The organism is Azotobacter tropicalis (assembly GCF_059739045.1).
Genome location: NZ_AP046059.1, coordinates 2,439,846 through 2,464,975, shown reverse-complemented (window position 1 = coordinate 2,464,975; position 25,130 = coordinate 2,439,846). Strand labels below are relative to the sequence as shown.

33 protein-coding genes are annotated in these 25,130 nt (G+C 62.7%); 5 read left to right on the top strand and 28 right to left on the bottom strand.

Features of this window, described 5'->3' with window-relative positions:
• Nucleotides 1-35 precede the first annotated feature (35 nt).
• Nucleotides 36-1,325 (bottom strand): sugar MFS transporter, encoded by a 1,290-nt coding sequence (locus tag Atro_RS11710; RefSeq protein WP_497922460.1) that lies wholly within the window; start codon nt 1,323-1,325, stop codon nt 36-38.
• 1,779 nt (nt 1,326-3,104) lie between these two features.
• Between Atro_RS11710 and Atro_RS11705 the strand changes: the two genes are divergently transcribed.
• Entirely contained in the window at nt 3,105-3,407 is a 303-nt protein-coding gene (locus Atro_RS11705) for a hypothetical protein (RefSeq protein ID WP_497922458.1), read from the top strand.
• Between the two features lie 338 nt (nt 3,408-3,745).
• On the opposite strand, the gene Atro_RS11700 is transcribed toward Atro_RS11705, so the two are convergent.
• The 16 genes from Atro_RS11700 to Atro_RS11625 form a co-directional block, all read right to left on the bottom strand.
• Complete coding sequence (locus Atro_RS11700) at nt 3,746-3,919, bottom strand: hypothetical protein (RefSeq protein ID WP_497922456.1); 174 nt, start codon at nt 3,917-3,919, stop codon at nt 3,746-3,748.
• Nucleotides 3,920-4,588: 669 nt separating this feature from the next.
• Entirely contained in the window at nt 4,589-5,737 is a 1,149-nt protein-coding gene (locus tag Atro_RS11695) for a site-specific integrase (protein WP_497922454.1), read from the bottom strand.
• Nucleotides 5,734-5,940, bottom strand: a complete 207-nt coding sequence (locus Atro_RS11690; protein ID WP_497922452.1) for a DUF4224 domain-containing protein — start codon at nt 5,938-5,940, stop codon at nt 5,734-5,736. The genes Atro_RS11695 and Atro_RS11690 overlap by 4 nt, the downstream gene beginning before the upstream one ends.
• Entirely contained in the window at nt 5,937-6,149 is a 213-nt protein-coding gene (locus tag Atro_RS11685) for a DUF7696 family protein (RefSeq protein ID WP_497922450.1), read from the bottom strand. The genes Atro_RS11690 and Atro_RS11685 overlap by 4 nt, the downstream gene beginning before the upstream one ends.
• Nucleotides 6,146-6,400 carry a hypothetical protein gene (locus Atro_RS11680; RefSeq protein ID WP_497922448.1) on the bottom strand — a complete coding sequence of 85 codons (255 nt, stop codon included), beginning with the start codon at nt 6,398-6,400 and terminating at the stop codon, nt 6,146-6,148. Before Atro_RS11680 ends, Atro_RS11685 begins: the two co-directional genes overlap by 4 nt.
• Complete coding sequence (locus tag Atro_RS11675; protein ID WP_497922447.1) at nt 6,397-6,738, bottom strand: hypothetical protein; 342 nt, start codon at nt 6,736-6,738, stop codon at nt 6,397-6,399. Before Atro_RS11675 ends, Atro_RS11680 begins: the two co-directional genes overlap by 4 nt.
• Before the next feature lie 200 nt (nt 6,739-6,938).
• Nucleotides 6,939-7,202 (bottom strand): hypothetical protein, encoded by a 264-nt coding sequence (locus Atro_RS11670; RefSeq protein ID WP_497922446.1) that lies wholly within the window; start codon nt 7,200-7,202, stop codon nt 6,939-6,941.
• Nucleotides 7,195-7,644 carry a DUF2528 family protein gene (locus Atro_RS11665; protein WP_497922444.1) on the bottom strand — a complete coding sequence of 150 codons (450 nt, stop codon included), beginning with the start codon at nt 7,642-7,644 and terminating at the stop codon, nt 7,195-7,197. Before Atro_RS11665 ends, Atro_RS11670 begins: the two co-directional genes overlap by 8 nt.
• 57 nt (nt 7,645-7,701) lie before the next feature.
• The gene (locus tag Atro_RS11660; RefSeq protein WP_497922442.1) at nt 7,702-7,908 is read right to left on the bottom strand and encodes a TraR/DksA family transcriptional regulator; all 207 of its coding nucleotides are present in this window, start codon (nt 7,906-7,908) and stop codon (nt 7,702-7,704) included.
• On the bottom strand, nt 7,908-8,243 hold the full coding sequence (locus Atro_RS11655) for a DUF7673 family protein (protein ID WP_497922440.1): 336 nt from the start codon (nt 8,241-8,243) through the stop codon (nt 7,908-7,910). Before Atro_RS11655 ends, Atro_RS11660 begins: the two co-directional genes overlap by 1 nt.
• A gap of 23 nt (nt 8,244-8,266) precedes the next feature.
• Nucleotides 8,267-10,978 carry a toprim domain-containing protein gene (locus Atro_RS11650; protein WP_497922438.1) on the bottom strand — a complete coding sequence of 904 codons (2,712 nt, stop codon included), beginning with the start codon at nt 10,976-10,978 and terminating at the stop codon, nt 8,267-8,269.
• A gap of 10 nt (nt 10,979-10,988) precedes the next feature.
• Nucleotides 10,989-11,222 (bottom strand): hypothetical protein, encoded by a 234-nt coding sequence (locus Atro_RS11645; protein WP_497922436.1) that lies wholly within the window; start codon nt 11,220-11,222, stop codon nt 10,989-10,991.
• Between the two features lie 79 nt (nt 11,223-11,301).
• Entirely contained in the window at nt 11,302-11,655 is a 354-nt protein-coding gene (locus Atro_RS11640; protein ID WP_497922435.1) for a hypothetical protein, read from the bottom strand.
• Entirely contained in the window at nt 11,652-11,993 is a 342-nt protein-coding gene (locus tag Atro_RS11635) for an ogr/Delta-like zinc finger family protein (protein WP_497922433.1), read from the bottom strand. The genes Atro_RS11640 and Atro_RS11635 overlap by 4 nt, the downstream gene beginning before the upstream one ends.
• A 1-nt stretch (nt 11,994) precedes the next feature.
• Entirely contained in the window at nt 11,995-12,468 is a 474-nt protein-coding gene (locus tag Atro_RS11630; RefSeq protein ID WP_497922431.1) for a YmfL family putative regulatory protein, read from the bottom strand.
• Entirely contained in the window at nt 12,449-12,718 is a 270-nt protein-coding gene (locus tag Atro_RS11625; RefSeq protein WP_497922430.1) for a DNA-binding protein, read from the bottom strand. The genes Atro_RS11630 and Atro_RS11625 overlap by 20 nt, the downstream gene beginning before the upstream one ends.
• Nucleotides 12,719-12,814: 96 nt before the next feature.
• Between Atro_RS11625 and Atro_RS11620 the strand changes: the two genes are divergently transcribed.
• The 4 genes from Atro_RS11620 to Atro_RS11605 all read left to right on the top strand — a co-directional run bounded on the left by Atro_RS11620 (nt 12,815) and on the right by Atro_RS11605 (nt 14,726).
• Nucleotides 12,815-13,171, top strand: a complete 357-nt coding sequence (locus tag Atro_RS11620; protein WP_497927669.1) for a helix-turn-helix domain-containing protein — start codon at nt 12,815-12,817, stop codon at nt 13,169-13,171.
• A 40-nt stretch (nt 13,172-13,211) separates the two neighbouring features.
• Nucleotides 13,212-13,679, top strand: coding sequence for a hypothetical protein (locus Atro_RS11615; RefSeq protein ID WP_497922429.1), 468 nt, complete (start codon nt 13,212-13,214; stop codon nt 13,677-13,679).
• Between the two features lie 158 nt (nt 13,680-13,837).
• Nucleotides 13,838-14,392, top strand: a complete 555-nt coding sequence (locus Atro_RS11610; RefSeq protein WP_497922427.1) for a thermonuclease family protein — start codon at nt 13,838-13,840, stop codon at nt 14,390-14,392.
• Nucleotides 14,393-14,546: 154 nt separating this feature from the next.
• Nucleotides 14,547-14,726: a hypothetical protein gene (locus tag Atro_RS11605; protein WP_497922426.1), complete on the top strand. Its 180-nt coding sequence runs from the start codon at nt 14,547-14,549 to the stop codon at nt 14,724-14,726.
• Between the two features lie 203 nt (nt 14,727-14,929).
• On the opposite strand, the gene Atro_RS11600 is transcribed toward Atro_RS11605, so the two are convergent.
• From Atro_RS11600 to Atro_RS11550, 11 genes are all read right to left on the bottom strand, one after another.
• Entirely contained in the window at nt 14,930-15,697 is a 768-nt protein-coding gene (locus tag Atro_RS11600) for an HNH endonuclease signature motif containing protein (protein ID WP_497922424.1), read from the bottom strand.
• A 149-nt stretch (nt 15,698-15,846) separates the two neighbouring features.
• Nucleotides 15,847-17,052, bottom strand: coding sequence for a phage late control D family protein (locus tag Atro_RS11595; protein ID WP_497922423.1), 1,206 nt, complete (start codon nt 17,050-17,052; stop codon nt 15,847-15,849).
• Complete coding sequence (locus tag Atro_RS11590; RefSeq protein WP_497922421.1) at nt 17,049-17,492, bottom strand: phage tail protein; 444 nt, start codon at nt 17,490-17,492, stop codon at nt 17,049-17,051. Before Atro_RS11590 ends, Atro_RS11595 begins: the two co-directional genes overlap by 4 nt.
• Nucleotides 17,493-17,498: 6 nt before the next feature.
• A complete protein-coding gene (locus Atro_RS11585; RefSeq protein ID WP_497922419.1) occupies nt 17,499-20,129 on the bottom strand; it encodes a phage tail tape measure protein in 2,631 nt (876 codons plus the stop codon).
• Nucleotides 20,107-20,241 carry a GpE family phage tail protein gene (locus Atro_RS11580; RefSeq protein ID WP_497922417.1) on the bottom strand — a complete coding sequence of 45 codons (135 nt, stop codon included), beginning with the start codon at nt 20,239-20,241 and terminating at the stop codon, nt 20,107-20,109. Before Atro_RS11580 ends, Atro_RS11585 begins: the two co-directional genes overlap by 23 nt.
• Nucleotides 20,242-20,249: 8 nt before the next feature.
• Nucleotides 20,250-20,549, bottom strand: a complete 300-nt coding sequence (locus tag Atro_RS11575; RefSeq protein ID WP_497922415.1) for a phage tail assembly protein — start codon at nt 20,547-20,549, stop codon at nt 20,250-20,252.
• Nucleotides 20,550-20,603: 54 nt separating this feature from the next.
• Nucleotides 20,604-21,167 carry a phage major tail tube protein gene (locus tag Atro_RS11570; protein ID WP_497927668.1) on the bottom strand — a complete coding sequence of 188 codons (564 nt, stop codon included), beginning with the start codon at nt 21,165-21,167 and terminating at the stop codon, nt 20,604-20,606.
• 2 nt (nt 21,168-21,169) lie between these two features.
• Nucleotides 21,170-22,360: a phage tail sheath protein gene (locus Atro_RS11565; protein ID WP_497922414.1), complete on the bottom strand. Its 1,191-nt coding sequence runs from the start codon at nt 22,358-22,360 to the stop codon at nt 21,170-21,172.
• Nucleotides 22,361-22,462: 102 nt separating this feature from the next.
• A complete protein-coding gene (locus tag Atro_RS11560) occupies nt 22,463-22,759 on the bottom strand; it encodes a hypothetical protein (protein WP_497922413.1) in 297 nt (98 codons plus the stop codon).
• Entirely contained in the window at nt 22,749-23,222 is a 474-nt protein-coding gene (locus Atro_RS11555; RefSeq protein ID WP_497922412.1) for a hypothetical protein, read from the bottom strand. The genes Atro_RS11560 and Atro_RS11555 overlap by 11 nt, the downstream gene beginning before the upstream one ends.
• Nucleotides 23,222-25,129, bottom strand: coding sequence for a phage tail-collar fiber domain-containing protein (locus Atro_RS11550; protein WP_497922411.1), 1,908 nt, complete (start codon nt 25,127-25,129; stop codon nt 23,222-23,224). Before Atro_RS11550 ends, Atro_RS11555 begins: the two co-directional genes overlap by 1 nt.
• Nucleotide 25,130: the final 1 nt, after the last annotated feature.

The window sequence follows — 25,130 nt, the reverse complement described above, 5'->3', positions numbered from 1 at the left end:
GGAGGAGCCGGCGTGTCGTCGGGCGCGGGCAGCGTTCAGCCGGCCATGTGGGGGCGACGCGCATACCAGCCATAGGCGGCGATGCCGGCGTAGCAGACGGCCGGAACGGCCAGGGCCGGAGCGAGTGCCGACAGGTCGGCGACGAAGCCGGTGAGCGGCGGCACGATGGCGCCACCGACGATCGCGCAGCAGATCAGGCCCGACCCTTCGGCGGCCCGCTTGCCGAGCCCTTCGGAGGCCAGGGTGAAGATCGTCGGGAACATGATGGAGTTGAACAGCCCGACCGCCAGCAGCGTCCAGCCGGCGATGCCGCCGGTCGACAGGGCCGACGTGGCGATCAGGGTGATCGCGGCGGTGGCGGCGAAGGCCAGCAGCTTGCCGGGAGCGTAGCGGCGCATCAGGGCCGCGCCGATGAAGCGGCCCAGCATGGCGCCACCCCAGTAGAAGGCCACGTGCTTGCCGGCCTCTTCCGCGGCCAGGCCCAGGGTTGTCGGGAGCCGCAGGTAGTCGGTGAGCAGGCTGCCGATCGCCACCTCGGCGCCGACGTACAGGAAGATGCAGGAAGCGCCGAGGGCGAAGCGCGGCTGCTTGAGCAGGTCGAGGGCGGAGAACGGATTGAGGCGCTCGGGCTTGCCGGAGGACTTCAGCGCGTTGCGCTGCAGCCAGACGATGGCGGCGATCAGGCAGATCACCAGGGCGATGCCGGCATAGGTGTTGCTGATGACGCTGGCCTCATGGGCCAGGAACGCCGTGAGTTCGGAGGCCGACAGGGTCGCCGGGTCCACTTCGTTCAGGGCGCCGAGGATCAGGATGGCGCCGATGTAGGGGGCGACGGTGGTGCCCAGCGAATTGAAGCCCTGGCCCAGGGTCAGCCGGCTGTGCGCGGTCGAGCCCGGCCCGAGCAGCGACAGCAGAGGGTTGGCCACCACCTGAACGGTGGTGACGCCCACCGCCAGGATGAACAGGGCGCCGAGGAATACCGGGAACAGCGTCGACAAGGTCGCCGGTATGAACATCAGACAGCCGAGCGCCATGGTCAGCAGGCCGACCACGGCGGCCTTCATGTAGCCGATGCGCGCGATCAGCAGGCCGGCCGGTATGGACGCCACGAAGTAGGCGAAGAAGAACGCCGACTGCACCAGCATGGCCTCGGTATAGCTGAGGCTGAACAGGCTTTTCAGCTTGGGCACCAGCACGTCGTTGAGACTGGTCAGGCCGCCGAAGATGAAGAACAGGGCGAAGACATACAGGCTCAGTTTCCGCGTTTCGGTTGTTGCCGGGCTATCCGTGTCGGCTGCGTTAAAGGTCGTTTCCACAGTCGTCATCGCGTGTTTCCTCTTGTTGTGATTGTTGCTTTCAAGGAGCCCTCTGCCAGCACGCGGAGCGCTGCCCGGCAGGAGTTTCAAATCGGGAATCGGTGTTCCGGGGCGGCCGGAAACCTGGCCGGCCGCCTGCGGTATGCGTCTTTCGGGGACGATTCAGCCTCTGGCTGTCACGGCCGGGCGCGACTCGGCTTGGCTCGCCGGTCAGGCGGTGCGCAAGAGGGTGCTGAGACTGCCGACGAGAGAGAGGGAGCGCCTTCGAGGTTCGGCGTCTGCCGTGCCGTACCGGGCGAACGGCTGGAGAGCGCGGAGCGGGCTACGGCTGGTAGCTCTTGGATTGTTCGATATGGCGATGGATGAGCGCATAGGACACCTCGATGCAGGGGTAGCGCTATCTGTGGCGAGGAGCCCTTGCCACGGCAGACAGCGTTGCTGCCATCCTGCTTGTTGTTCTTGTCGATTGCCGCTTTGGCGTTGTCTCAGAGCGGCTGTTCGGGGCGGAGTCGCACCGGACCCAAGGGCGCACTGCTTGGACAGCGCTACCTTAATGCCTCGGATTTAGTTTGGCAAGCAGCCCGATTTCTGGAGTTTATTCGTTGGTAAATCGTTTCACCAGTGTATTTTATCGTTACCTGCTACTCTTTTGTCTGTAGGTTGAGGCACGGATTGCCGGCAGTGTTTTCGGCGGGGAAAGGCGGAGCAAGCAGTCGTACCGAAGATCGCCAGACCGACCGGTATCGGCGCGCGTGCAGGGGAAAATGGCACCGGGGCCGTGGCTGGTCCGTTTTCCTAGGTGCGCTATCGCAATTTGCTGGACAAACAACGCTCGGCCCGGTCAGGGCGCGTTTTGGCCTTCAATGAGCGCGTGGCACCCGGCCCTGGCGGGCCGCACCACGAAGTCCGCTCGATCGTCGCCTGGCATGGCTGGAGGCCGTCTTGTCCAGGCGCAGAGTACTTGGTCGTCTTGGGTCGAAGGCCCGAGACAACTGCACTGCTTGATGTTATTCCGGCCGGCCTAGCATAAGAGGTCTTCGGTTTGCGAAGTGTCCGCCAGGTGCCTATTGGCGGCCGGTTGGGACTCGACGGACTTGTTGCAGGAAGTCTCCGCCAACATTTCGAGGAGGGCGTTGGCGCGGGCTCTCTCATAGTAGGCTTTGTTTCTGAAGAACTTCGCTGACGCCTTGTTGTTGTTTTCGCCGCATAGCTCATTGGCGGTATCGAGATAAACATGAGCTAATTCAAAGCGCCGATAAGCGCAGCGTGTCAATCCGTCCATTTCAAAATGACTCCCGAAACCAATGCTTTATAGAGTTGGTCGAGCCTGCTCGACTTTTATAGTTAAGTATTGAAATGACGTTGTCTCTCGCTGTAGAGCAGCTTGGCGACGAACGGTCATGGTGATTTGTCGTGCGAATAATGCTCCCAATAATTGTGTGGGCTAATATTTATCATTTTTTCGTGAAAATTTTCGCGATCTGAAACAGGTCTGAAGTTTGTGCTCGGCCGGTATCGAGAGGATAGTGGCAACGACTGCATAAACGTTAGGGCTGCGGCGTTCAGGCAAGATCGGCTGGCAACTCTGCATGATGGATAGTTGCCCTCGCGTTTCCATCCTTGTGCAAATACGCTTCCGGCGTCCATACCCAACCTGCGATATCGGTTGGCCGCCCCTGCGCTCCGCCGTCTGGCTTCGACGAAGACGATGTTCTACGCTCAATTCTTTCGAGCGTTTTGTGGTCTCTTTTTCCTGCGCAGCCGATTCGTTGCCTTGGAGAAACGCTTATGAATGCATTCGAAATCATTCAGCGAGCCAAAGACGAAGGCGTCACCCTCACCTCGAGAGGCCGGCGCCTGCATCTGCAGGCGGAGCATCTGCCGCCCCCTGACCTGTTGGCCGATCTGCAGGCCCACAAGGCCCTGGTCATCGAGATCCTGAACGCCGCCAAGGAGCATCCACGACGCAACGTCTGGACGGTCGCGATGCCGGGCTATCGACTCACTCTGATCGGCCCTTTCATGAACCGCAAGCAAGCCTTGGCCATCGCCCGCTGGCGCTGGGGAGATGCCGAGATCGTCGACGAGTGAGGCGTGGTCGCCGGAGCGATCTGCACGAACACGCGCTCGCTTCGGCTCCGCCGGGGCGTGAGGCGCTAGCTACTGAGGGCGATGAGGCGAGCGAGTCGAGGAAAGCACGGCAGTCCGTGGCCCGTCCCCGGGCGTGATCGACAGCGTCTGGTCGGGACGCTATCCGGGGCACTGTCTATTCTTCGAAAGAGAGATTGGAGCGTTTCTGAAGTTACTGTTCAGCCAGAACACCCTATATATCGGGCTGGACTTCGATATATAGGGGTGCGGATAAAAAGTTGCTACAGCATCCTGTTTCCTGAAGAAAAACAGGATTGCGCCGTTGGCTATTTACACGCTTAGTTTTCGCTTAGTTTTGCCACCTCATCGATATCGGGATAGGGACTATCCTCTTGCTCCTCTTTTGCTTTGACTTTTAAGCCTAGTCCATACTTTTCATCAGGGATTGCATCGCTGCCAACCGGGTAAAGGCTATGCATCATGTCGATCTCCTTATCTACTTCTTTATCCAAAACGAAGCCCTCTTACCTTAAGCAAATCTTTTATCTCAACGTAGCTCGGACAAAGAAAATTGCAACTATCGAGATGATGAGCAGGCACTCGGCTCCAAGATGAAATTGGCAAACGTCGAGTCCGGCTGCGCGTCGGGCACAGGACTTGTTTGCTTTTCTCTGTTCGGCCGGCCTCTATAAAAGCGGCAAAACGGCAGAGCCGATTCTCCGGTCACTGAACCAGGAAAGCCGGGGCGTTTGAAAAGGCAGTGCCGAGCCAACCGGCCAGGGATCGGCATGAATATGCCCCGGCGGTTCGGACAGCTGTTCGAGCGACAATCCCGAGTGCTCCTCTGGCAACTCGGTACAGTGCTCGCAGGTAAGGCCTCGGAGCGTCGGACAACCGATCGTCCTTGACGCGAGGTTGGAGTATCCAGACGAGGGCGGATACGGTCAGGCGCAAACAAAAAACCGGCTGCAAGAGCCGGTTTTTTGGATTTCCGCGTTGCTCGGGAGCAAGCGGAAGGATGTTTGTGGTGCCGGCACCAGGAATCGAACCCGGGACCTACTGATTACAAGGAACCCACTTACTGATTAAAAATCAGTAGGTTAGCGATCAGAATTTTACGCATGCGCGCCCCTTGAGGCCGCTTTCCATGCGGCCACAGATCCTTGTTTTACGTGGGGAAATCAGTCGGATGAGGGGTTTACGAGGGGCAGGCTGAGGTCGTAGATGTCCATCATGGATTCGTCACGGTGGCCGCTGGCCTCCTGCTTTTCGGCACGGGTGCCGACAGTGTCGGTGATGCCGCGACGCTTGAGGTCGTGCAGGCCGAAGCGCTGCTCCTGGGTGATGACGCCATCCTTGATCGCTTCGGTGATGAAGCGCTGCCAGGCAGTGTCCAGGCTCGATTTCTGCAGAGCGCCGCCATGCGAGGCCACGATGACTCGGCGCAGGGCAGGGGAGATAGGGACCGGAAAGGATCGCTTGGCCCAGATGTCGTTGCGGATCGCCTTTGCCGAATCCCAGGCCTCGCGCAGGCGAGGGGACCAGCGCACGATATTGTCCCGGCTACCCTTGCGGCGATTCGTCAGCACGCCTTCCTCGAGCTCGTTTGCGTCGGTGAGGGTCACCGTCTCGATGCCTCGCAGTCGGCAGAGATAGCCGATCTCCATGACGCACCAGAGGTAGGCTGGGCAAGCGCCTGGCTGGCCGCGCTTGAGCTTGCCCAGCTCCCGGGCACGCTGGATCAGCACCGTCATGACATCCTGGTCGGGAAGACGACGCTGGCGGCGCTCGATCGGGGCCTCGATGCCCAGCGCGGGGTTGTTCTCGAGGTAGCCCCGATTGCGCCCCCACTGCATGACCCGACGCAGGTAGCGCAGCGCGTGGGCAGCTTTTGATGGCGTCCCTTCGTCGGCGATGCGGTCAATGATGCGCTGGACCAGGGCAGGGGTGAACTTGCGGACGTCCAGCTCGCCAAGCGGCTTGCCGATCTTAGTTGGGATCTGCAGCAGGACGTCGCGGGAATAGCAGTAGTCGGCCTGGGTCTTCAGACTCAGACGCTTCAGCTGCTGGCTGTCGTGGAATTGCTCGCAGAGGTAGCGCAGGCTGTCGCGATCTACACCGTTGCGATCCTCCATGATCCGGTGCAGCTCTGAAAGCGTAACGGATGGCGGTGCAAGGTTGGTTCGGCGCTGACTGCCGGCCTCGTCGGTATAAAGGGTGTACCAGACGCCCAATCCTCGGTGATCGAAGTAAACGGCCGCCGGGAGGGCGGCCTGATCGATGTGGGCGGGTATCCTGGGATTGTGCTTTCGCTTCCTGCCTCGTCTCATAAAATATCGGCGTTGTAGTGCTCCGGAGTGGCTGGCTTGACGCCGCCGGCCTGGTTGATGAGTGCTATGGTAGTCCAAGGGCCAGTACGGCCGCGGAACAATCTCACCCCCTGCTCGATGAGGGTACGCTCGACATCCGCCCGGCGCTGGTATCCGGTGATGCGCTGCAGGTCCTCGAAGGTGAGGATGCTCGAGCCTGTCATGCGCCGTCACCTCCTACTGGAAGCCACTCCCGCCGCCTCCCCAACTGCCGGCGCATCTCCTCAACCAACCGCTCGACCGCTGCCGCACCACGCTTCTTGCCGACGAACTCGCGCAGCTCCTCGATCCGCTCCGGCGAGGTGTAGCCCTTGCGCAACCAGGTGTGCGCCTCGGCCTCGAGGAGCTGCTGGCGTACCGGAATATCGCTCACGCTCGCGTTCTCCGATTTCCGCTGGCGATCTCACGCAACGTGGGAAGGCTCGTGCGAAGCAACCACCTACCTCCAAGATGGTTACGAACCTGCTGCAGCAAGGGACGATCCTCTTGGAGACTGAGAGGGTAATTGGAGCGCATCCACTGGAAATGCAGCTCTTCCTTCCATCCGCGGCCATACTGTTCCGCAAAGCGGACCAGGGCGGCGGCCTGCTGTTCAGTGACGTGGGAATTCTTGCCGGTGCTCATACGTCACATCCGAGCAGATGATCCTCGATTCCGCCTGATGCGTTAAATCGTCCGCACTGCCATTCGGCCTTACCCATGGCCGCCTCAAGCTCACTTGCGGCTGTGTCTACAGCCCCACCCGGCTGTTCGCATGCTTCCCAATAGGCGCGGGCCTTAGCGCTTACGTCCCACAGCGCTTTCAGTAGCTCCAGCGGTACCTCCACCATTGGCTGCTCGGCCTGCCCCGGCGCTGCGCCCCTTTCGCTGATGCGGCAGCCTGCGGTATATAGCGCCTCGATTCCTGCGAGCGTGTCCCATACTCCCCCGCTGCTTGCGGCCTTCTCGAACAGCACCAGCATTTCAGCCTGAGCCGCTATGCGATCCTCTGCAGCGTCATGCTCCGGCGCTGCGGTGTCTCTACCCTCGACCTTGCAGCAGTCTGCACAGCAGCGAAACTTCTGATCTCCGAAGTACATGAACTGGTGGGCGCATGCCTGGCTCTGCTGCGCTGGCGGGGTCGGCGCAGCGGCGATGGCATCGTTCAGTGCGTTTCCGGCATTCAATATTCCCCGCGATGGGTCACGCCGATGCGGGCCTTGAGCGCGCTTACCATCTCACCCGTTGCGTCTATCGGAACCAGCCTCCACCCATCCGGCACGGACACCGTGGCCTCCTCCCGTTCCCGAACATGATCAACGAGCGCGGTAAAACAGCGTGCGAAAGGTGAGCTGGACGCGCGCATGGCCGCTTCGTCGAATTTCTCGACGATGTCATCACTCGATACAAAAACCCACGCCTCTTCGGTCGATACGTAGTCAGCCATGGGCCACCTCCTTCAGTTCGACGTTGTCGAACCCGGGCACATCGACATACGCACCGACACAACGGATTCCGCACCACCCGAAGATCGTCTCGTCAGTGCCGCCCCAGCCCTCTTCCTCGTGCAGGTCGGCAGTCCATGCGAGTTGCGCATCTGTGTTCTTTTCACCGAAGTCAGTCCCCCCCTGTTCTAACATCACGCGGATCAGCGTGGCGCCGGCCAGACGGATGACGGCCCGCACAACATCCCCGTTCTCCTTATCCAGCCTGTAGTCGTCCCCGCTCCAGAACTCATTGATCTGCTGGGCGCGCTCCTCGGTCAGGATGCCGTGGTCTACCTCCAGGGTGACCGAGTAGTCTTCCCAGGTATCCGTCACGACGTATCGCTTGATGGGGTTCGATACGCTAGCCTCTTCCAGGCCGCTCGATAGTTGATGATCTTGCATGGTTCTCTCCTTCGCAGTGGTGGGCGCCGGGGAGCTGCCACTCCTCGGCGCCGTCTCTCAATTCCCGCGGATCTCGCGGATTTCCTGGCAACTCACGCAGCAATCGCAGCCCGGCACCGCCACCCGGCGAGCCTCCGGAATGCGCTCGCCGCAGTCCTCGCACCACAGCGCGCTTGGCGCTGCCGACCGGTAGCTCTGCCTGGCAATGGCGCTCTGCAGAATTTCCTCGGCCCGCTCGTTGGCCTGGTCGATCACGTCAGCCATCACGCTCTCCCCCAGCGCTTGCGGAAGCCCGCCCAAATGGCGTCGCCGTTCTTGAAGTACTCATGCACCTCACGCTCCGGACGGCGGTCCAGGCGCAGTACGGCGAGGCAATCCTCGAACAGCGGCGTATCCAGGCCGCGCAGCTCGACCAGGTTGAAGGGGTACGCCACCCCGTTGTAGAGGCCGAGCAGGAAGCGGCCGATGGTGCGGCTCTGACCGCTGTCGTGCTGAGCGATGGGCACCAGGCGCTGCAGCGCCTCAAGGCCTGCTGCACGGATCGCCGGGCGCTCGGCTCGCTCCTTGGTGATCTGGGTGAAATACTCTTTCGGTGTCATGGATGTCTCCTTGGCGGGTGTTCTCACGTTTCCTGAAACAGCCAACAGCGCAGCGTCTTCGGCTTGTCGAAGGCGTCGAGCATCCGGGCCGAATTCACGACCTTGTTGGCTTCGATGAACTTGGGATGTTTGCTGGTCTTGAGTAGGCGCTTGAGTTCGGTGAGCGGGGGCACCTGCTGCCGCTTATTGGCCGCCATCTCCGCAAACTCGTTGAGGTTCACGGCGATCATTCCCTCGCGGCGGGAATGGTTAAGGGCGCCCCTCTCGTCCTGGCCGTTGAGGAAGTCGTATAGCTCCCAGAACTCGACCACCTGCGGATGGTCTGCGTTGATGGCTTGCTGCCTGGCTATCGCCATCGCGCGAATTTCGGCATGCGTCGCTGCGATCTGCTCGCCGGTCAGCGGCAGAACCTCGGACATGGCGTCGACCAGGGCATATAGCTGGCTGTGGTTCTTGGCTATCCGTACGGTCCGGATCTCGGGCAGCCCGAGCAGCTGCTGCTCGTAGTCAGGAGCCCGATCGGTCACCATCTCAAGCACCTTGGCCTCCTTGGCCAGGGCCTTGAGCAGGAAGCCGCTTACCTGGCCAACAGGCATGCGCTCGAGCTTCTCCGCCATCGCCTTGCTGGCTTGGGTGTGGCTCTGCTTGGTCATGCTGACGTGCACGATCCGCTGCAGGATGGGCTCGGACGCATTGACAGGGTTGTTCTGGCCGATCACCAGGGCCCCACGGAACGGCGGCTCGCGGGTGTCGTTGCCGTTGTTCTTCACGCCGGTCGAGCGCACGCTTCGACCGTTGTAGGCAGTCTTCAGCTCGTCCCAGTCGAATTGCTTGGTCGGCGCACCGTCGACCTTCTCCCGATCCGACTCGATCAGCACGACAGGCATGTTGCCGACCTGGGCGAAGTTCCGCGCCCGGGACACGGCGGTGCCCTTGGTCGGGTCGAACCCCTCGTACTCCAGGCGGCCAAGCAGCTTCCAGAGAAACTCGATTAGGGTGGACTTGCCCGCGCCGGCCTCGCCGACCACCTCGAGGAATGGGTAGCTCTTCTGATGCTGGCGGATCTGCTCGGCGAACAGCGAGCCGAACCAGAAGGCCAGAACCACCAGCCCCTTGGCGCCGAAGCAGCGCCACAGCAGCTCGAGCCATTCCTCGCGGTAGGCATGCAGGTCAGCATTGATGCTGAGGACGGGCGACTGGCTCTGGCTCTTGATGCTGAGCCGGCCCATGTCGAAGAAGTCCTCCTCGTTCAACGAGTGGATCTGGCCATCCTTGACCGACACGTCGTTGAATACGTAGCAGCCGTGCTCCTTGCTGTAGCCGATGAAGTCGATAGTCTTCACCGTCTTCAGCCGGAACAGTTGGCTCTCCATGATCTTGTCCAGCTGCTGGCCGGTGCCCGTGTAGATGGCACCGGCAGCGATGCCGAGCAGACGCTTCTTGAATTCGTTGGCGGCGGCCACCTGCGAAGCGGTGAAGGTGTTCTTCACGCTGCCGCCGTCGTGCGGGAAGTCGATGCGGAAGTAGTACCAGGACTCGTCCGTCACCTCGTTGCGCATGTAGTACAACGCCTGCGGATAGCAGTTGGCGAGCCTAACCACCGCGCCGCATTGGCGAAGCGCTTTGTCGCGTCGCTGGCGATCGTTGAGCAGCCGGTCTTCGTGCCGCTCCGAATCCTCCAGGTCGCGCATAGCCTTGTGGAACTTCTCCAGATCCATCTTGAACCAGTACAAGCGATTATCGAATCCAAAGTGGAATTCGTTGCTCTCGTCCCAGTCGTACATGAGTACGCCCTTTTCCGAGGCACTCTCGGCCAGCAGCAGCGCCCCCTGGTAGTGGGCCACCTTTAGATCCTGCACGCACCGCTCGTCTCGCGCCTCCTCGTCCCGCTCGAACATCCAGCGCTGATGCAGGTCGTTCCAGTCGGTCTTCTTGCCGTTGCGCTGGGGGATCAGCGCCGCCTCGCAGCGGAAGCCCAGCTCGCGGGCCTTGCGGACGTGCTTACGGGTGTAGGCGCGGGCACCCGGCTCGTTGTCCAAGGCCCAGACCAGCGTCGGCAGCTTGTCGCCGGCGGCCTCCCGCTGCGCCTTCAGCTCGCGCAGCTTCGCCTCCGGGTAGCCGTTGCTGCTCATCACCGACACGGCGGCGATGCCGTGGTGCAGCAAAGCGATGGCATCGAAGATGCCCTCCACCAGCCACAGCTCGTCGACCTCGAGCAGATCCACGCACGGCGGGCACCACCACTTGCCGCGGTAGCTGTAGCCGGGCTTGAAGCGCGCCTTCTTCTTGCCGAAGCGGTGCGGCTGGTCGATCAGCCGCTCCCAGTAGCCGTCGCCCTCCATGGGGAAGCGCACGGTCGCGCTGCCGGCGTTCGCCTCGCGGTCGTAGTAGTTCTCCTGGGTGAACCAGCCCTCGATCAGCTCCAGACGAAAGCCCCTGGCGAACTCCAGGTATGCCCGGGCGCTGGCTGTCGGCTGCTGCTCGCTGGCCGGGGCGCGCTTGCTCCAGTCGTCGAACAGATCACCGTACAGATCCTTGACGTGGTACTCGACACCGCACTTGCTCTGCCGGCCGCAACGGACCAGCCAGGGATGCTCGGCATGGGTGTAGAGCTCCTTCTTCCCGCAGGCCGGGCAGGTTCCGCCGCGCATCCACTTTCGATCTCCAGAGACGGGCTTGAGGCCATACTCGGCCGTCAGCCGCTGGAGCACCTGGTGCTGCAAATCGTGATTCATGGTGTTGGCCTTACTGCGCCTGATCGAGGGCGGCCCGGAGGGCGCCGAGGGCTTTCTTCTGCGCGGCGAGCCGCGGGGAGTCGCGGAGGATTGCGCCGCTGCGCATGCTGTCCGGGATCAGCCGGTAACGGTCGGCGTACCACTGCTCTTGCAGGGCCTGGCGGAACTGCTCGCGCAGGTGCAACAGCAAGGCCTCGGCCTGTTTCGGCTCCAGCGACAACTGCATGACAACGGCGTTTTCCATGGATCTCTCCCAGATTTCGGGCGCACGTTTCCCGCCCCTCTCGTCGTGGGGCTGGTTATTCGTCAGGGGTTAAGGGGGATCAGCGCAGAGCGGAGTCCGGTCTGCTCTGTAGGCGCTGGGGCAACAAGCGCTGCGGGACGAAGGCACTCTCGCCGGTGAGCGAGTTGACCAGGCAGGCGCGCTCGGCATCGGATGCAGCGCGGGCGACAATGACTCGCCCTGCGCGCTCGGCGAGCTGGGTCATGGCCAGGTAAGCCAGGCGGTTGGCAATGAAGACCGGCACCTCCAGGCTGTTCACCAGGTAGTCGCAGGTGCGCTCGAACAGGCGCTGCTCATCACCCAAGTACTCACCGTAATGGCGGCGCAGAAACTCCAGGGCGCACGCTTGCATCTGCTCCCGGTAGTCCTGCGGGAGAACTTCTGCGCTGCTCATTGCTCTTCACTCTCCAATTGATCGATCAGGTCGATTTGTCTGCTCTCGCAGCCCTTAACGTGCGTTCGCCATAGGCGCACGCGCTCTTCCTCCGGCACGACTGGCAGGTCGAGCCCGTGTTTTGGAAGCCCTGAGGGACTGACAAACGCGACCCAGGTAAAGAACCCCTTTATCTGGGCGCCGCAGCCCGCGGCCTGGCAGGAGCCAACGTATTCCGAGGTAACCTGCGTCACGCGTGCGGAGTTGCGGACTTTCACTGGAGACCCACACACCGGGCACTCCTTGATGTACCCGCCTCCAGAATTCGGGATTCGGCCATTTGCATTCGGCTTGCGCATATCAGTCCTTTGGCTGCTGGCTGTGCAAAACAATCACTGCATGCACCTCGGCATGCCGTGCTGCGATGTGCTTGCGGTGGGCGGCCAGGATGGTTTCCACCTCCCGCTCATCGATCACCCCATCCTCCAGCGCCTCGGCGATGATCTGATCCACCCGGCCACGCTTGACGGCGGTTTTCACCGATCTGTTATAGAGATCCAGGTTATCCAGCGTCTCGGGATCAGCGATCGGCACGAACACACCGCCGTACAGGCCGCAGATATAGTCCGGCAGGTGGGTGGTTCCAGCCTGCTGCTCGAGCAGGAGGATCTGCTCGTCGCTCAGCGGGCGGTGTCCGGTGCTTTCGTACATCTGGTTGTCCAGCTTCTTCAGCGGTAGGCCAAGGCGCGCTGCAGCGCATTCGCGACCGCCCGGGTAGGCATTGATCACCGCGCTCATCACCTGCCGGCGACTCTCAAGGACGGGGCTTTTCATCTTCCTGTTTCTCCTCGCTGCAGCAGTGCTTAGTGTGAGAGCCGCTACTTTTGATACCGAGCAGCACCGCTGCGCGATGTGCCTCGCCGCGGCGTCCCTTGCGACGCCCCGCCAGCACTTCGTAAACCGTGCTTGGATGAAGGCCGTTCGCCTTGGCGAACTCCTGGACTGATACGCCCATCGCATCGAGCGCCTTGCGAGCCTCTTCCGGGGTCTTCGTCGCCTTGTCGTGGTCTGGTGGCTTGGGCATAGTTCCTAACCGTGTGAAAGTGTGTAAAAACGTGTGATTCGTGGAGTGATTGTTTCCCACGAATGTGGGCATGTCAACATGCCATTGGAGAAAATTGTGGGAATCGGTGACCGCCTCAAAGAAGAGCGGCTCCGTTTGGGTATGAACCAAACGGACTTCGCAGCCATAACCGGCGTGACGAAAAATTCGCAGTTCAACTACGAAAAGGGTGAGCGCAGCCCGGATGCCGCGTATCTGGCAGCTGCTGCCGATGCAGGGGTTGATGTCCTGTACGTGGTAACAGGGCTGAGGACGCCAATGCCTGCAGAAACGCTTTCCGAGAAGGAAAGCACAATGGTCGAGAAGTACCGCAGCCTAGGCCAAGCCGACCAGGCCTCACTGGATAGGCTTGTCGATGCGTTGGCGGAGACAGCAGGCGCATATAGCGCAAAGGCAGAAAAAAAGGCCGAATGAGCCTTTGCCATATTATTAATCGTTGTGGGGATGTTTTGTGATGCTCAACAGGAAAGTTGGAATAGCCTTTATAGTTTCGACGTTTCTTGCTCTTAGTTATGCTTGGGCAAGCAGTGAGTTCAAAGAGAAGGCCGAAAGAATATTTTCATCGTCGATCATTCAGTCAATAAATGATAATGACAACACAGGTGAAATTATTTTCAAAGCACCTGAAAGCATGCCCTCTTACTTTGTAACAAGCGACAAAGCAAGCAAGGTTTTCGCAATTGAATCTGCAAGACTTTTCAGGGACTTACCATTGCTTGAGCGCTTGAAGCTCCAAATACCAGTTAACAGCAAAACATATTCGATCAATATATCACGCCAAGAAATTGAAAAATTTTACGACACAGACTTTAAATCGATGAATGAGAATTCAGATGCTTGGCGCGAAGAATTCATTAAAAGATACGACAACAAAGAATCAAGAACAAAGTTTGCAGAAAACTTTGTCATTCAAGATAAATAAGAAGATTGAATATGCGTTCGAAGATAATTTCGGCTTTTCTGCTATCCATAGTAGCCACACTCGCATCAGCCGATCACATCACTTGCAAGGTGGTCGGCGTGTCAGACGGTGACACATTTACCTGCCTGACCGCAGCGAAGACACAGGTAAAGGTCCGCATGGCCGAAATCGATACTCCTGAGTCCAAGCAGCCCTACGGCAGCAAGTCCAAGCAGGTGCTGAGCGACCTTGTGTTCGGTAAGCAGGTCGCAGTGCATGTGCAGGAGACCGACCGCTATGGACGATCTGTTGGTCGCGTCCACGTTGGTGATGTCGACATCAATGCTCAACTGGTCAGCCAGGGGGCCGCTTGGGTCTATCGCCAGTACAGCAAGGACAAGAGCCTCCTAGTGCTCGAGGACCAGGCGCGCAAGGCCAAGCGTGGCCTGTGGGCCCTGCCGGAGTCAGAGCGCATACCGCCGTGGGAATGGCGCAAGGCTGCCCGTGATCAACGCCAGGAGAAGCGTGAGGCCTCCTCCGCGTCTGTCACCGAGAAGCGCCCAAGCGCGCCGATTGCCGCCAGTTCCAGCAGTTCCTCCTACAGTTGCTCTACGCGAAAAACATGCGGTCAGATGGCGAGCTGCGCCGAGGCTGAGTACCACCTGAATGAATGCGGCAACGGCAGGCTAGACAGGGACAATGACGGTATCCCGTGCGAAAGCCTGTGCAAATAATCGGCCCACAAGAAGACTAGCCTCGCCATGTGCGGGGCTTTTCATTTCTGACTTTACTGAGTCAAGCAGCCGTACAGGCGGCCTCAAGCAAAACCCTATTTTTTTCAAGCCATTACGTTGGGGTTTAGCCATAAATCCGTAACGGAGTAGCCTGATGAATAGCGACTTTGACCAGAAACCCGAAGCCCTCAGCACCATCGAGCAGGCCCTGCTGGTCGCCTGGCGCAAGATGTCCAGGACCGACCAGCACAGCCTGATGCGCTTCGTCGAGGCCTTGGTCAACACGAAGACCCGCACTGACACTGGAGTTAAGTCAAAAGAAACGCAGAAATAGGAAAAAGAAGGGCGCCCTAGTGGCGCCCTTCTTTAATAATACCGCCTGCATTTTCATCCTCTTCTTCTCCACTGCCCGCCCTGCCGCCGTTCCACTCGTTAGAGCGGTGTCAGGCGCTTGGGCTTGGTCTGGTCGTCAGCGGTGACCTTGCTTTCCTTGTTCACCTTCTCGTTCCGGTACCAAGCCAGGAGAGATAAAGGTCCTTATTTAATGTTGAAGACGGTTCCGCATGACTCGGCAAATGATCCAGTAACTTGAAATGGGCCAACGAGAGAGTAACTCGGCCCGAAATCCAAGGGCGTACCAGGAAGGCGATACTGAACCTCAACAACAGTTATGGGCATCTCAACTGTTGCAAGTGCGCGATTTCCTTTTGGGTAGCGCGCCAAAAGCTCTTGAGTACTTTGAATCTCAATAAACTCAACACGAAATTCATCTCCATTAGGATACTTTACGTGCAAAAGCTTACCTGATGGCGGGCACTCCAAATCCTCTTGATTGCCATGCGCCACCCAAAAATTTTCCTCCATAACAAATCGAGGCTCGCCTGTTGTTAAAATCGGGCGCATGTTAAGCATAAGATTTCCAGCTTCATCTCGATTAAACCAAATGATGAGATGGCCTTTAATTTTAAGAATCTCATATGTATCTAAATAATGATTTCCGCCAACATACGCAAGCAAGCGATTTCTTCGCCAACTAAATTGCTCCGCTACTGTGCGTGATGTCTTGGCTGCATCTCGCTTGAATTGATGTAGCTGCTCAACTGAGAATGCGCCAGCATCCGCTTGACGGTGATGGGTAGGACAGAGCGCAATCATTCCATTTACAGAATGATGGTTCTTGATATGCCAAGGGGGATCAAAATGGTGCCACTCTAGGTATGGGCTTCCGCATCCTGGAACGGGACAGCCAAAAAAAACCTCTTTTCTTAATTGCCTTCTAACATCGATTGGCGGCGTCCTATTCATTAGATCCCCCTAGAAATCTAAGGCACTCGGAGAAAACCGTTTAAATCAAAATATTGGTAGCTTTAATTATGCTGTTTATGGTTCTGTATCTTCACGCAGCCCCAACAACCAAGCAATCTTTTTCGGCTCTCTCTGCAGGGCTTATTTGTCTAAGCGTCAGCTTTCTGAAGCCTCTTCCACTCCCGCTCCACCGCCCGCTCCGCCGCCGCCTTGCTCGTGTAGAGCGGCGTCAGCCGCTTGGCCTTGGTCTGGTCGCCTGCGGTGACCTTGCTCTCCTTACCCGTCTTCTCGTCCCGGTACCAGGCCAGGACGCCGGTGTAGTCGGTCGCCTGCTCGGCCAGGTCGAGGATCTCCTCGCCATCCGGCAGCTTGGACTCCAGCTCCAGGCTGGTGGTGTAGGCGTCGGCGGTGAAGCTGTGTGCGACATGGGCGCCCAGCCAGGTGATGGCGGCGATCTCGCCCTTGATGCCGGTCAGGGTGTAGGTCAGCTCGGGGATCAGGTCCGGCCGGCCCCTGGCCAGTGTGTAGCTGAGCGTCGCCGTGCCACGCTGTAGGCGGCTCCACTCGCCCCGGGCGGCGTTCAGGGCGCTGGTCTGGTCGGTGTAGACGTGGCGCAGGTCCTTGAGGTTGTCCTTTTCCCCGGCGATCGCCTCCTTCTTCTCGGCGCTGTTGGTGTCGTAGTAGTAGGCGCGCACGCCGCTGTAGCTGTCGCGGTCGGCCTGCAGGAAGCGGTGCTGGTCGCCGTCCGCTCTGCTCAAGGCGATGTGCGGCAGTGGCAAGCCGCTGGCGGTGGTGCTCTTGCCGGCGGGCATGAACAGCAGCCGGCCGGCCTTCACGGTGGCGATGGCATCGTGCTGCTCGCCCAGCCGGGCCAGCAGGTTGGCGTCGCTCTCGTTGGCCTGGTCCAGATGGGCCAGCGGAATCTGCGCGAGGCTTGGCGCGATGACGGCACCGAGGCCGTTGCTCGTGGCGATGGCCTGGATGACATCGCCTAGGGCCTTCTGGTCCCAGCTCCTTTCCCGCTTGGTCTTCAGGCCTTCGCGCAGGCCGGCCGAGCGGGCGCGGATGGACAGCACGTCCGGGGCGCCGCTGTGCTCGGTTTCGTCCACGGTGTAGGTCCCCTTGTCGACCAGGCCGCTATCGCTCCAGCCCAGCCAGAGCTGCACCGTGGCGCCGCGCGGCGGGATGGCGAGCTGCCCGTCGTGGTCGCTGAGCTGGATGTCCAGCGTGTCGGCCTCGAGGCCGCGGTTGTCGGTGAGGCCGATGGCGATCAGCCGCCGGGTGATGGCGGCGGTGATGTCGCGGCCGTCCACCACCACGCGGCAGAGCGGGTACGGGTAGGCGCCGGTGCTCACAGCAGCTCCTTGAGGAGCTGATTGGCCGCCGTGCTGACCAGCGTGCCGAGCAGGTCGATCCGGTCGTCGTCGATGCGCTTGAGCACCAGGCTGAACTCGATGCGCCGGGCGGTGCCGTCGGCGAAGAACAGGCTGTGCATCTCGCTCAGGCTCTCGATGACCCACAGCCCGTAGATCCGCCCCGTGCCCTCGACCAGGACCCAGGCCTTGCCGGTGTCGGCCATCTCGCGGATCTCGTCGAGGCTGGGCAGGCCGCCGGTCAACTCGGGCAGCAGCACGCCCGGCAGGGTGATGCTGTCGTCCCCCGGTCCCAGGTACTGCCGCGCCGGGCGGGCGCCGATGCGGCTGGTCGAGCCGTGCCGCCAGTCGGTCTGCCGCTGGAACTCCTGGTAGGCCAGGGTCGACAGGGAAAACACGAATTGCCCGAGGGCCATCATCATCGCGGGTCACTCCTGGTCGTGCAGGCGGGAGCGCACGCGGGCCGCCTTGGTCCGCTCGCGCTCGTCGAGGATGCGGTTGATCTGTTGCGCGAGGTCGCCCGGGTTGCCGCCGGCGCCGGCCTGGATGGTGATCGTGATGGTGTCGCCCTGCACGACGATGGGCGCCGCGCCACCAGCTGACAGCGGCGGGCGGCTGTCGATCGCCAGGGCGCTGCCGCCCGCACCCACACCCACGGCGAGCGCACCGGCCTGGGTGAGCTGCTTGCCCAGACCGGCGACCGCGGCCAGCGGACCGCCTTGCCCCTTCAGTAGCCCCTGTTCGAGGCCCTGCATGGTGTAGCCGCCCAGCTGGGCGAAGACGCGGCTGGGCGAGTGGATACCAAGCTTCTCCTTGAACCAGCCGACGACCGCCGACCCTGCGCCGGTGATGGCCTCCTTGACGCTTCCAAGCGCGCCGGTGATGCCCCTGGCCAGGCCCTGGAGAATGTCGGCGCCGAACTGGACGAAGCGCTCCGGCAGGCCGGCGAACCATGTCATCAGGCTGGCGAACTGGCTCTTGATGCCTTCCCACAGCGCAGCGAACTTCGGTCCCAACGTCGCCCAGTTCTTCCAGATCAGGTAGGCGCCCAGCGCAATGGCGGTGATCGCCAGACCGATGGGATTCAGCAGCAGCGCCCGGGTGAGCATCAGTACGGCATTGGCGGCCATCATCAGCCCGCGAACCAGAACGACGGCCAGCGTCTTGGCCATGAACAATGCGGCCTGCACGGCCGCCATCAAGCCCCGCAACAGCCCCGTCATCAGCGCCCTAGCCAGCCAGAAGGCTGCATTGGCGGTTGCCAGCATCGCCTTGCCGAGCAAGGCGAGCGCCGACTGGGCGAGCCGCCAGAGCGCCGCGAACAGCCCATGCGCGGCCGTGGCGGACAACGACATCCCGTACCGCAGCAGAGCAAACGGCCCTATCAGACCGGCAATGACGAGGGTCAGCCCGCCGCCGGCCGCCGCCAGCACGGCCACGGCGACGGCCGCCTTGGTCAGGGTGCTGGCCAGCTCGGGATTGGCCTTGAACCAGCCTGTCACGGCCTTGGTCGCGGCGAGGATGTCCTGCTCGAAGGCGTCCAGCACGGTCATCAGCTCGCCGGCCAGCATCCGCTGCAGGTTGACCAGGGCGCTGCCCGCGTTGTCGCCGAGGGCGTTGCCCATCCGGTCGGTCGCGCCGCTCACATCGCCGAGGCGATCCTCGACGCTGGCCAGCCCCTTGAGGAACTGGGGGATCTGGTCGACCGACAGGTCCTCGAGCGGCGTGCCGAACAGCGCGATGGCGGTGTTGGCCCGGGTCGCCGGGTCCTTGATCGCCAGCAGGCCCTTGACCGTCTTCATCAGGGCGGTACGGGCCTCCGGGCCTCCCTTGGCGATGGCGGTCGACATCTTCGCCGCGTTGAGGCCAATTTCCTTGTAGGCCTCCTGGCTGCCCTTGGACATGTCCGAGCCACGCAGCGTGAATTCCTTCAGGGCGTCGCCGGTCTTGTCCAGGGCGAACTTGCCCTGGCCGGCAGCGGACACCAGCAGGTTCATCGCCTCCTTGCCGTTGAAGCCAAGGGCGCGGAAGTTGGTGGCGTACTCGTGGACGATCTCCGGCAGCTCCTGGCGCATGCTGACGGAGATGTTCTGCATGCCCCGGCTCATCAGGTCGAAGGCCTCGCTGGCGTCCCTGGCCAGCCCGTTCTGGATCATGATCGCCGAGGCCTGCACCGCCTCGGCCACGTCCAGGTCGAAGGTGCCGGCCAGCGTGGCCGCGCGCCGGGTCAGGGCTTCGAGCTGGCCGGCGCCGAGCTTGCCCAGCGCGCCGAAGCCCCCGCCGACCGCCGACAGCGCCTCGGCGACCTGCTCCAGGTTCTCGCCGGTCCCGCCGCTGTAGATGCTGTTGATGATCGCCCGGTACTGCTTGGCCTCGGCGGCCCCCTGGCCGAACTGAGCGGCGGTCTTCGCGCCGAGCTGCTGGTTGGTGAAGGCCTGCGAACCGAGCGAGGCCATGGCGCCGCCGCCGGCGGCGAGGGCCGCAGCCCCTCCGGTGGCGACCGTTCCGGCGACCTCCTTGGATTTCTCGTAGGCCGCCTTGGCCTTGGCCAGCCGATCCTGCCGCTCGCCCAGGCGGCGCATGCTGTCCTGCTGCTCGTCGATGCTGCGGGTGCTCTGCTCGATCCGCCGGCGCAGGCGCAGCTCCTCGGCGCCGAGGCGATTGGTGCTGATGCCGGCCGACTGCAGGCGTCCCTGCAGCTCCTGCAATTTGCGCTGCTGCTCGCCGTGGGTGGCCTTGAGCTTGTGGCCTTCACGCATGGCCCGCTGGAATTCGGCGGTCATCTGTCGGGTGGGGTTGGCCGTCGCCGCCATCTGCGCCGACAGCGCCCGCAGGCGCTCGCGGTTTGCCTGCAGGGCCTCGCCGGCCTGCTTGGCGGCCTCCTGCTGCCGGCGGAAGGACTCCACGTCCTTCTGCTGGTTCTGCAGGCCCTTGAGCGCCTCGCGGCTTGCCTTGAGCGTCTGGGCCAGCTCGCTGCCGCCCTGGGTGACAGCGCGGATCGGGCGGGTCGCGCGGTCGACCGCCTGCAGGATGACTTCAAGCCTTAGATCGCGTGCCATGCTGGCCCTCCCAGCGCTGCCGGGCGCGCTCGCGCCACTCCATCAGTTCGGTGAGGGACAGCGGATCCAGGTCCGCCGGCCCCCAGTGAAAGACCATGGCCAGGTCGGCCATGGCGTCTTCTACGCAGCGGGGGAGACATCCACCTTCGCCGACTTCGGCAGCAAAAAAACGGTGACCTCGCTGCCCAGCTGCAGCAGGTCGGCCGGGTCCATCTGCAACAGCTCGGGCTTGGTGAGCGCCGGCGTGCTGATGCGCGGCAGGACGACGAACAGCGCGTTGACGTCCATCTGCAGCACGTCGGTGAGGGTGACGCCGCGCAGGCTGCCGGAGTCCGGCTTGCGCAGTTCGATGCTGGTGATGGTCTGCTCGCCGCGGACGATCGGATTGTCGAGGGTGACGGTTTTGGTGGTGCTGGTCATGGTTGTGTTCCTGGTTGTGCTGGGTGGGGCCGGCGGGTGGTGGCCGGGCATGCGTTACAGGCCGATGGCGCGGCGGTGTTCGGCCAGGCGGTCGACGCCGCCGACCATCTCGATCATGTTGAGCAGGTCGATCTCGATCTCGGTGACGCCGTTGACGATCAGCTTGTAGTAGCTGCAGGTGGTGACGATGCTGTGCTCGGTGTCCTCGCCCGGCTCGGAATCGCCCATGTCGATTTCCTCGTGGCGGCCGCGGACTACCACTTCAACGGCACTGACCTCGGCAGTGTCGTCGCGCTGGTAGGATCCGGCCCAGCGCAGCAGCACGCCGTCGACGCGAGGGATTCCGAACTGGCGCAGCACGATCAGGTCGAGGCCGCCGAGGGTCCATTCCAGCTGCAAACCGTCGTCGCTCATGCCGAGGTCGACCTTGACCGGGCCATTCATGCCGCCGCCGCGGTAGCTCTCCATCTTGCGGGCCAGCACCGGAAGGGTGACGGTCTTGCTCTCGCCCAGATAGCTGTTGCCATCGTTGAACAGGTTCATGTTCTTTAGTTTGCGGGTAGTCCCATGGCGGGCTCCTCTGTCGTGTGAGGCCTCGGCGCTCGGCGCCGGGGTCAGGCTCAGGCGTTGATGCGGCTGGCGAATTCGGCCAAGTAACGGTCGGTGATGCGCTGGTTGAAGTTCAGGTTTTCCAGCGGCGGGACCGGGGTGTAGGCGTAGTCGATCCAGAGCTTGCCGTCCTGGAGGCTGGTGGCTTCGTTGAGAGCCGGGTCGTACCAGGCCTCGGCATCGATGATGTAGCCCAGGCGCTTCAGCTCGCGGAACTTGGCGTTGACGCCCTCCAGGATGTCGCGCACCAGGCTCGGGTGCAGCGGCTTGTCGGCGGCCCACAGATGCCCTTCGGCGATGGTGTCGGCCAGCACCTGGGCGGTGCGGGTCGCGGACTCGAAGGCGAACAGCGGGTCGGCGCTGCAGGTGCGCGAGCCCCAGAAGCGGAAGCCGTCGCGGCGGATCAGGGTGGTGACCTCGTTCGCGTTGAGGTAGCCGGCGTCGGTGGCCGGGTCCTGCAGGTCCCAGAACACGTCCTTGCTGATGCCGGTGACACCGTTGACCACGACGTTGGAGAGCGTCTTGTGCCAGCCCACCTCGTTGTCGATCCGGGCGCGCAGGCCGAGCGCCCGGGCGACGGCCGGGGCCGTCTCGGTGCTGCTACTGGCGGTGTCCCAGGCCAGGAAATCGGGCCAGATGACCATGACTTCGCGGGCGCCGAGGCCGTCGCGGTAGGCCACCGCCTCCTCCTTTGTGGCGCAATCCCAGGCCGAGACGTAGGCGAAGCCGCGCAGCTTCTGAGCGATGCTGACCAGCTCGGTGGCCACGGCCAGGCTGTCGAGGCCCGGTACGCCGAGGATGCGTGGCTTGACGCCGAGCTGCGCCTGGGCGGCCAGCAAAGCCTTGAGGCCAGTCATCTGACCGCCGGCCGTGGTAGTGCCGACGATCTTGGTGTTCTGGTCGGCCTCCTTCGCCGCGGCGTCGACGCCCTCGCCGTCGGCCACGCGCACCACGACGGTGATGGCGTTGGTCTGGTCGGCGATGGCGTCCAGGGTCGGGGCCAGGGTGCCCAGGTCGCCGGCCTTGCCGGCCGAGGCTTGGACGTTGGTCACCAGCACCGGGGTGTCGAGTGGAAACGCGGCGGCGTCGGCATCGCTGCCGGTGCAGACGACGCCGATGACGGCGGTGGATACGGTACGGATCGGGCGCGTGCCGTCGCTGGCTTCGACGACGCGTATCCCGTGATGGTAATCGGCGGGCATGGGCTGCTCCTGCGCAGGATGGGTAAGTCCTGCGCAGGGTGGCGCGCGTGCGGGGGATCGGGTAGCGGCGGGGGTTGTAGCGCGGCGCGCTACAGGATGAGGTCAGGCGCCGGCGGGCAGCGGCTCGGGCTCTGCCGCCGGCGGGAAGTGCTCGCGGACCAGCTCGCCGTAGTAGGCCAGCTCGCAGTGGCGGATCTCGCCCTGGCGGTCCCACCAGAACAGGGCATCGATCAGGCGCTCGGCCAGGGTCCAGCCCTCGCGGTGCGCGCGGCTGCTCAACGTCTCGTCGACGTAGCCGCGCAGCGCTGCGTTGGCCAGTTGGTCCAGGCCGATCAGCAGGCCGAGCCAGTAGGGCCGGCGCCGGTGATTCGGCCGGTAGAGGTCCAGTTTAGTTGCCATAGCTGACCTCCAGCGCTGGCAGGCCGGCGAGCACCTCCTCGAGGGCGGGCAGCGGCGTCGTGCCGGCCTGGACCGCATCGAGCAGGCTGTAGCAGTAGTCCCAACACAGCGACCGCCAGGCGCGGAAGGCCAGCCCCTCGGCCTGAAAGCGCGGCACCGCCGGCTCGTCGGCGTAGGTCACGGCCGAGCGGATGTCGTCGTAGCCGTAGCCCTTGGCGGTGGCGTCCAGGTGCTGCTGCACCGCCCGCTCGTACTGCTTGGCCAGTTCCTCGACGGTGGGCACCGGCGCGGCATAGGGCGCGATCTCACCGTGCTCGCCTGTCATGGCTGCCGCATGGATGGAGCGGCCCAGCTCCTCGACATCGTCTGGCGAGGCGGTGAACGGTATCCAGCCGAGCGCCGGGTGCTCGATCTCGCAGTCGATGGTGCCGCGCGCGTTGTAACTCAGGTTGCGAACTTGCATCAGGAAATCCTCAGGCACAGCGTGACGGAGTTGGTGTCGTCAAGGTTTGCGTCGAACAGATGCCCCATGACGCGCCATGTCCCGTCCGGAGTGCCGGAATAGGCACCGGACGCCGCTGCATAGCGCAGGTTGCTGCCGGCCACGAGCGTGCCGGCCGGAACGGCGACACCGGCCGAGCCGCCCCCGACGACGCAGAGGGCATAGGAAGCTACGGAGCCGACTGCCATGGCGGCAATGGCAGCAATAACTTTCTGGACGCCGTTGCTATCTCCCCAGAGCTGGCCAAAGTCGGTGGCGTCGATCTGGAAGCGCAAGGCGTAGCCGTCCCAGCCCAGATAGACGTTGTTGGTCAGCTGGTAAGCGCCGCCGCCCTGGCGTACCGGGGTGAAGCCCAGGGCGCGTTGCAGGTGGTAAACAATTCCATCCGATTCGCGACGGAAGTAGGGAAGATCGGGGTTATTGCTATCGAATCCGGCAAAAGTAATGCTGTCCCGAGCGACCTTGCCGGCCAGGGCATTGGCCATGGTCGTGGCGAAATTGGGGTCGTTGCCCAGGGCAGTCGCCAGCTCGTTGAGCGTGTCCAGCGCCGCCGGCGAGCTGTTCACCAGGGCAGCGATGGCCGCCATGACATAAGCGGTGCTGGCGATCTGGGTAGTGTTGGTCCCTGCCGCCGCCGTGGGGGTCGTCGGCGTGCCGGAAAGCGCCGGGCTCACCAAGGGCGCCTTGGTGGCATCGTAGATCACGATGTTCGCCGTGCCGTCGAAGGGGGTGCCGTTGATGGTACGCGCGGTGTTCAGCTTCGTCGCTCTTTCGGCCAGCCCGACCAATTCGCCGAACAGGTAGCGCACGGCGACATCGCCGTTGCCGTCGCGCACGACAATGGCCCCGGGGGTATTCAGCGAGGTGCCGTTCAGGGTGGCCGCGTCGCCCAGCTGGAGCGCTGCCCGGGCAGACAACGCCGTGGTGCCGAGCCCCAGTTGGTTGTTCTCGCCCCACAGCTTGCCGAAGGCCGTCGCATCGACCTGGAAGATCAGATTTCCGGCGCCGTCGTAACCAATTAAAACCTTGTTCGGCTGCATGCCGGTGCCGCCGCCCTGCTGCACCGGGGTGAAGCCGAGGGCTGGCTCCTTTGTGTCGTCGGCGATAGTGATGTTCGCCGTACCGTCGAAGGCGACGCCGTTGATCGTGCGTGCCGTCTTCAGTTTGGTGGCGGTTGCGGCATTGCCGGTCACGCCAATCGGCCAGATCAGGCCAAAATCCGTGATATCGACCTGCAGGCGCAGCCCTCCCTCACTCCAGCCAATGTATACCTTGCTGGTCGACTGCCCTGCACCGCCGCCCTGCTGCACCGGGGAGAAACCGAGCAGCGGCTGCTTTTCGTCCTGCAGCTTCTTGCCCATCGCCGCGGTCAGGGCCTCGGCGGTGCTCGAGCTGGTCAGGGTGTTGTTGAGCCTGACCACGCCCGCCACCTCGGTGGTGGCCGGCGGGTTGATGAACACCACGTCGCCGAAGGTCAGGCTGGTGGCGTCGAGGCTCTCCAGGACGATGTCGACGGCCAGCAGCAGGGTCGAGGCGCCGGCCTTCTCGATGATCCAGCCAGACGCCGCCGTCTGCGAGTAGACCGCCACCAGCGTGCCGCTGGCACTGAACAGGCCGAACTCGCCGACGTCGTAGGCGTCGCTGCCTTCGTCCTTGACGGTGACGTGGATGGTGTCGTCGGCAACCACCTGGCCGCCGATGGTGCCGAGGCGCTTGATCTCGCCCTGCAGGGCCGTCTGGTTCTTGCTGGGGACGTACTGGCCGGTGCCGACGCCGATCTGGCTGATGACGACCGGGCCGGTGCCGGTGTTCTGGGCGTTGACGATCTCGGCCCGGCCGGCGTCGGTGATGGTGATTTGCAGTGCCATG

Coding starts and splice junctions, on each gene's coding strand:
- Atro_RS11710 (WP_497922460.1), bottom strand. CDS start 1,325: ATGACGACTGTGGAAACGACCTTTAACGCAGCCGACACGGATAGCCCG.
- Atro_RS11705 (WP_497922458.1), top strand. CDS start 3,105: ATGAATGCATTCGAAATCATTCAGCGAGCCAAAGACGAAGGCGTCACC.
- Atro_RS11695 (WP_497922454.1), bottom strand. CDS start 5,737: ATGAGACGAGGCAGGAAGCGAAAGCACAATCCCAGGATACCCGCCCAC.
- Atro_RS11690 (WP_497922452.1), bottom strand. CDS start 5,940: ATGACAGGCTCGAGCATCCTCACCTTCGAGGACCTGCAGCGCATCACC.
- Atro_RS11680 (WP_497922448.1), bottom strand. CDS start 6,400: ATGAGCACCGGCAAGAATTCCCACGTCACTGAACAGCAGGCCGCCGCC.
- Atro_RS11675 (WP_497922447.1), bottom strand. CDS start 6,738: ATGCTGGTGCTGTTCGAGAAGGCCGCAAGCAGCGGGGGAGTATGGGAC.
- Atro_RS11670 (WP_497922446.1), bottom strand. CDS start 7,202: ATGGCTGACTACGTATCGACCGAAGAGGCGTGGGTTTTTGTATCGAGT.
- Atro_RS11665 (WP_497922444.1), bottom strand. CDS start 7,644: ATGCAAGATCATCAACTATCGAGCGGCCTGGAAGAGGCTAGCGTATCG.
- Atro_RS11660 (WP_497922442.1), bottom strand. CDS start 7,908: ATGGCTGACGTGATCGACCAGGCCAACGAGCGGGCCGAGGAAATTCTG.
- Atro_RS11655 (WP_497922440.1), bottom strand. CDS start 8,243: ATGACACCGAAAGAGTATTTCACCCAGATCACCAAGGAGCGAGCCGAG.
- Atro_RS11650 (WP_497922438.1), bottom strand. CDS start 10,978: ATGAATCACGATTTGCAGCACCAGGTGCTCCAGCGGCTGACGGCCGAG.
- Atro_RS11645 (WP_497922436.1), bottom strand. CDS start 11,222: ATGGAAAACGCCGTTGTCATGCAGTTGTCGCTGGAGCCGAAACAGGCC.
- Atro_RS11640 (WP_497922435.1), bottom strand. CDS start 11,655: ATGAGCAGCGCAGAAGTTCTCCCGCAGGACTACCGGGAGCAGATGCAA.
- Atro_RS11635 (WP_497922433.1), bottom strand. CDS start 11,993: ATGCGCAAGCCGAATGCAAATGGCCGAATCCCGAATTCTGGAGGCGGG.
- Atro_RS11630 (WP_497922431.1), bottom strand. CDS start 12,468: ATGAAAAGCCCCGTCCTTGAGAGTCGCCGGCAGGTGATGAGCGCGGTG.
- Atro_RS11625 (WP_497922430.1), bottom strand. CDS start 12,718: ATGCCCAAGCCACCAGACCACGACAAGGCGACGAAGACCCCGGAAGAG.
- Atro_RS11615 (WP_497922429.1), top strand. CDS start 13,212: ATGCTCAACAGGAAAGTTGGAATAGCCTTTATAGTTTCGACGTTTCTT.
- Atro_RS11610 (WP_497922427.1), top strand. CDS start 13,838: ATGGCCGAAATCGATACTCCTGAGTCCAAGCAGCCCTACGGCAGCAAG.
- Atro_RS11605 (WP_497922426.1), top strand. CDS start 14,547: ATGAATAGCGACTTTGACCAGAAACCCGAAGCCCTCAGCACCATCGAG.
- Atro_RS11600 (WP_497922424.1), bottom strand. CDS start 15,697: ATGAATAGGACGCCGCCAATCGATGTTAGAAGGCAATTAAGAAAAGAG.
- Atro_RS11590 (WP_497922421.1), bottom strand. CDS start 17,492: ATGATGATGGCCCTCGGGCAATTCGTGTTTTCCCTGTCGACCCTGGCC.
- Atro_RS11585 (WP_497922419.1), bottom strand. CDS start 20,129: ATGGCACGCGATCTAAGGCTTGAAGTCATCCTGCAGGCGGTCGACCGC.
- Atro_RS11580 (WP_497922417.1), bottom strand. CDS start 20,241: ATGGCCGACCTGGCCATGGTCTTTCACTGGGGGCCGGCGGACCTGGAT.
- Atro_RS11575 (WP_497922415.1), bottom strand. CDS start 20,549: ATGACCAGCACCACCAAAACCGTCACCCTCGACAATCCGATCGTCCGC.
- Atro_RS11565 (WP_497922414.1), bottom strand. CDS start 22,360: ATGCCCGCCGATTACCATCACGGGATACGCGTCGTCGAAGCCAGCGAC.
- Atro_RS11560 (WP_497922413.1), bottom strand. CDS start 22,759: ATGGCAACTAAACTGGACCTCTACCGGCCGAATCACCGGCGCCGGCCC.
- Atro_RS11555 (WP_497922412.1), bottom strand. CDS start 23,222: ATGCAAGTTCGCAACCTGAGTTACAACGCGCGCGGCACCATCGACTGC.
- Atro_RS11550 (WP_497922411.1), bottom strand. CDS start 25,129: ATGGCACTGCAAATCACCATCACCGACGCCGGCCGGGCCGAGATCGTC.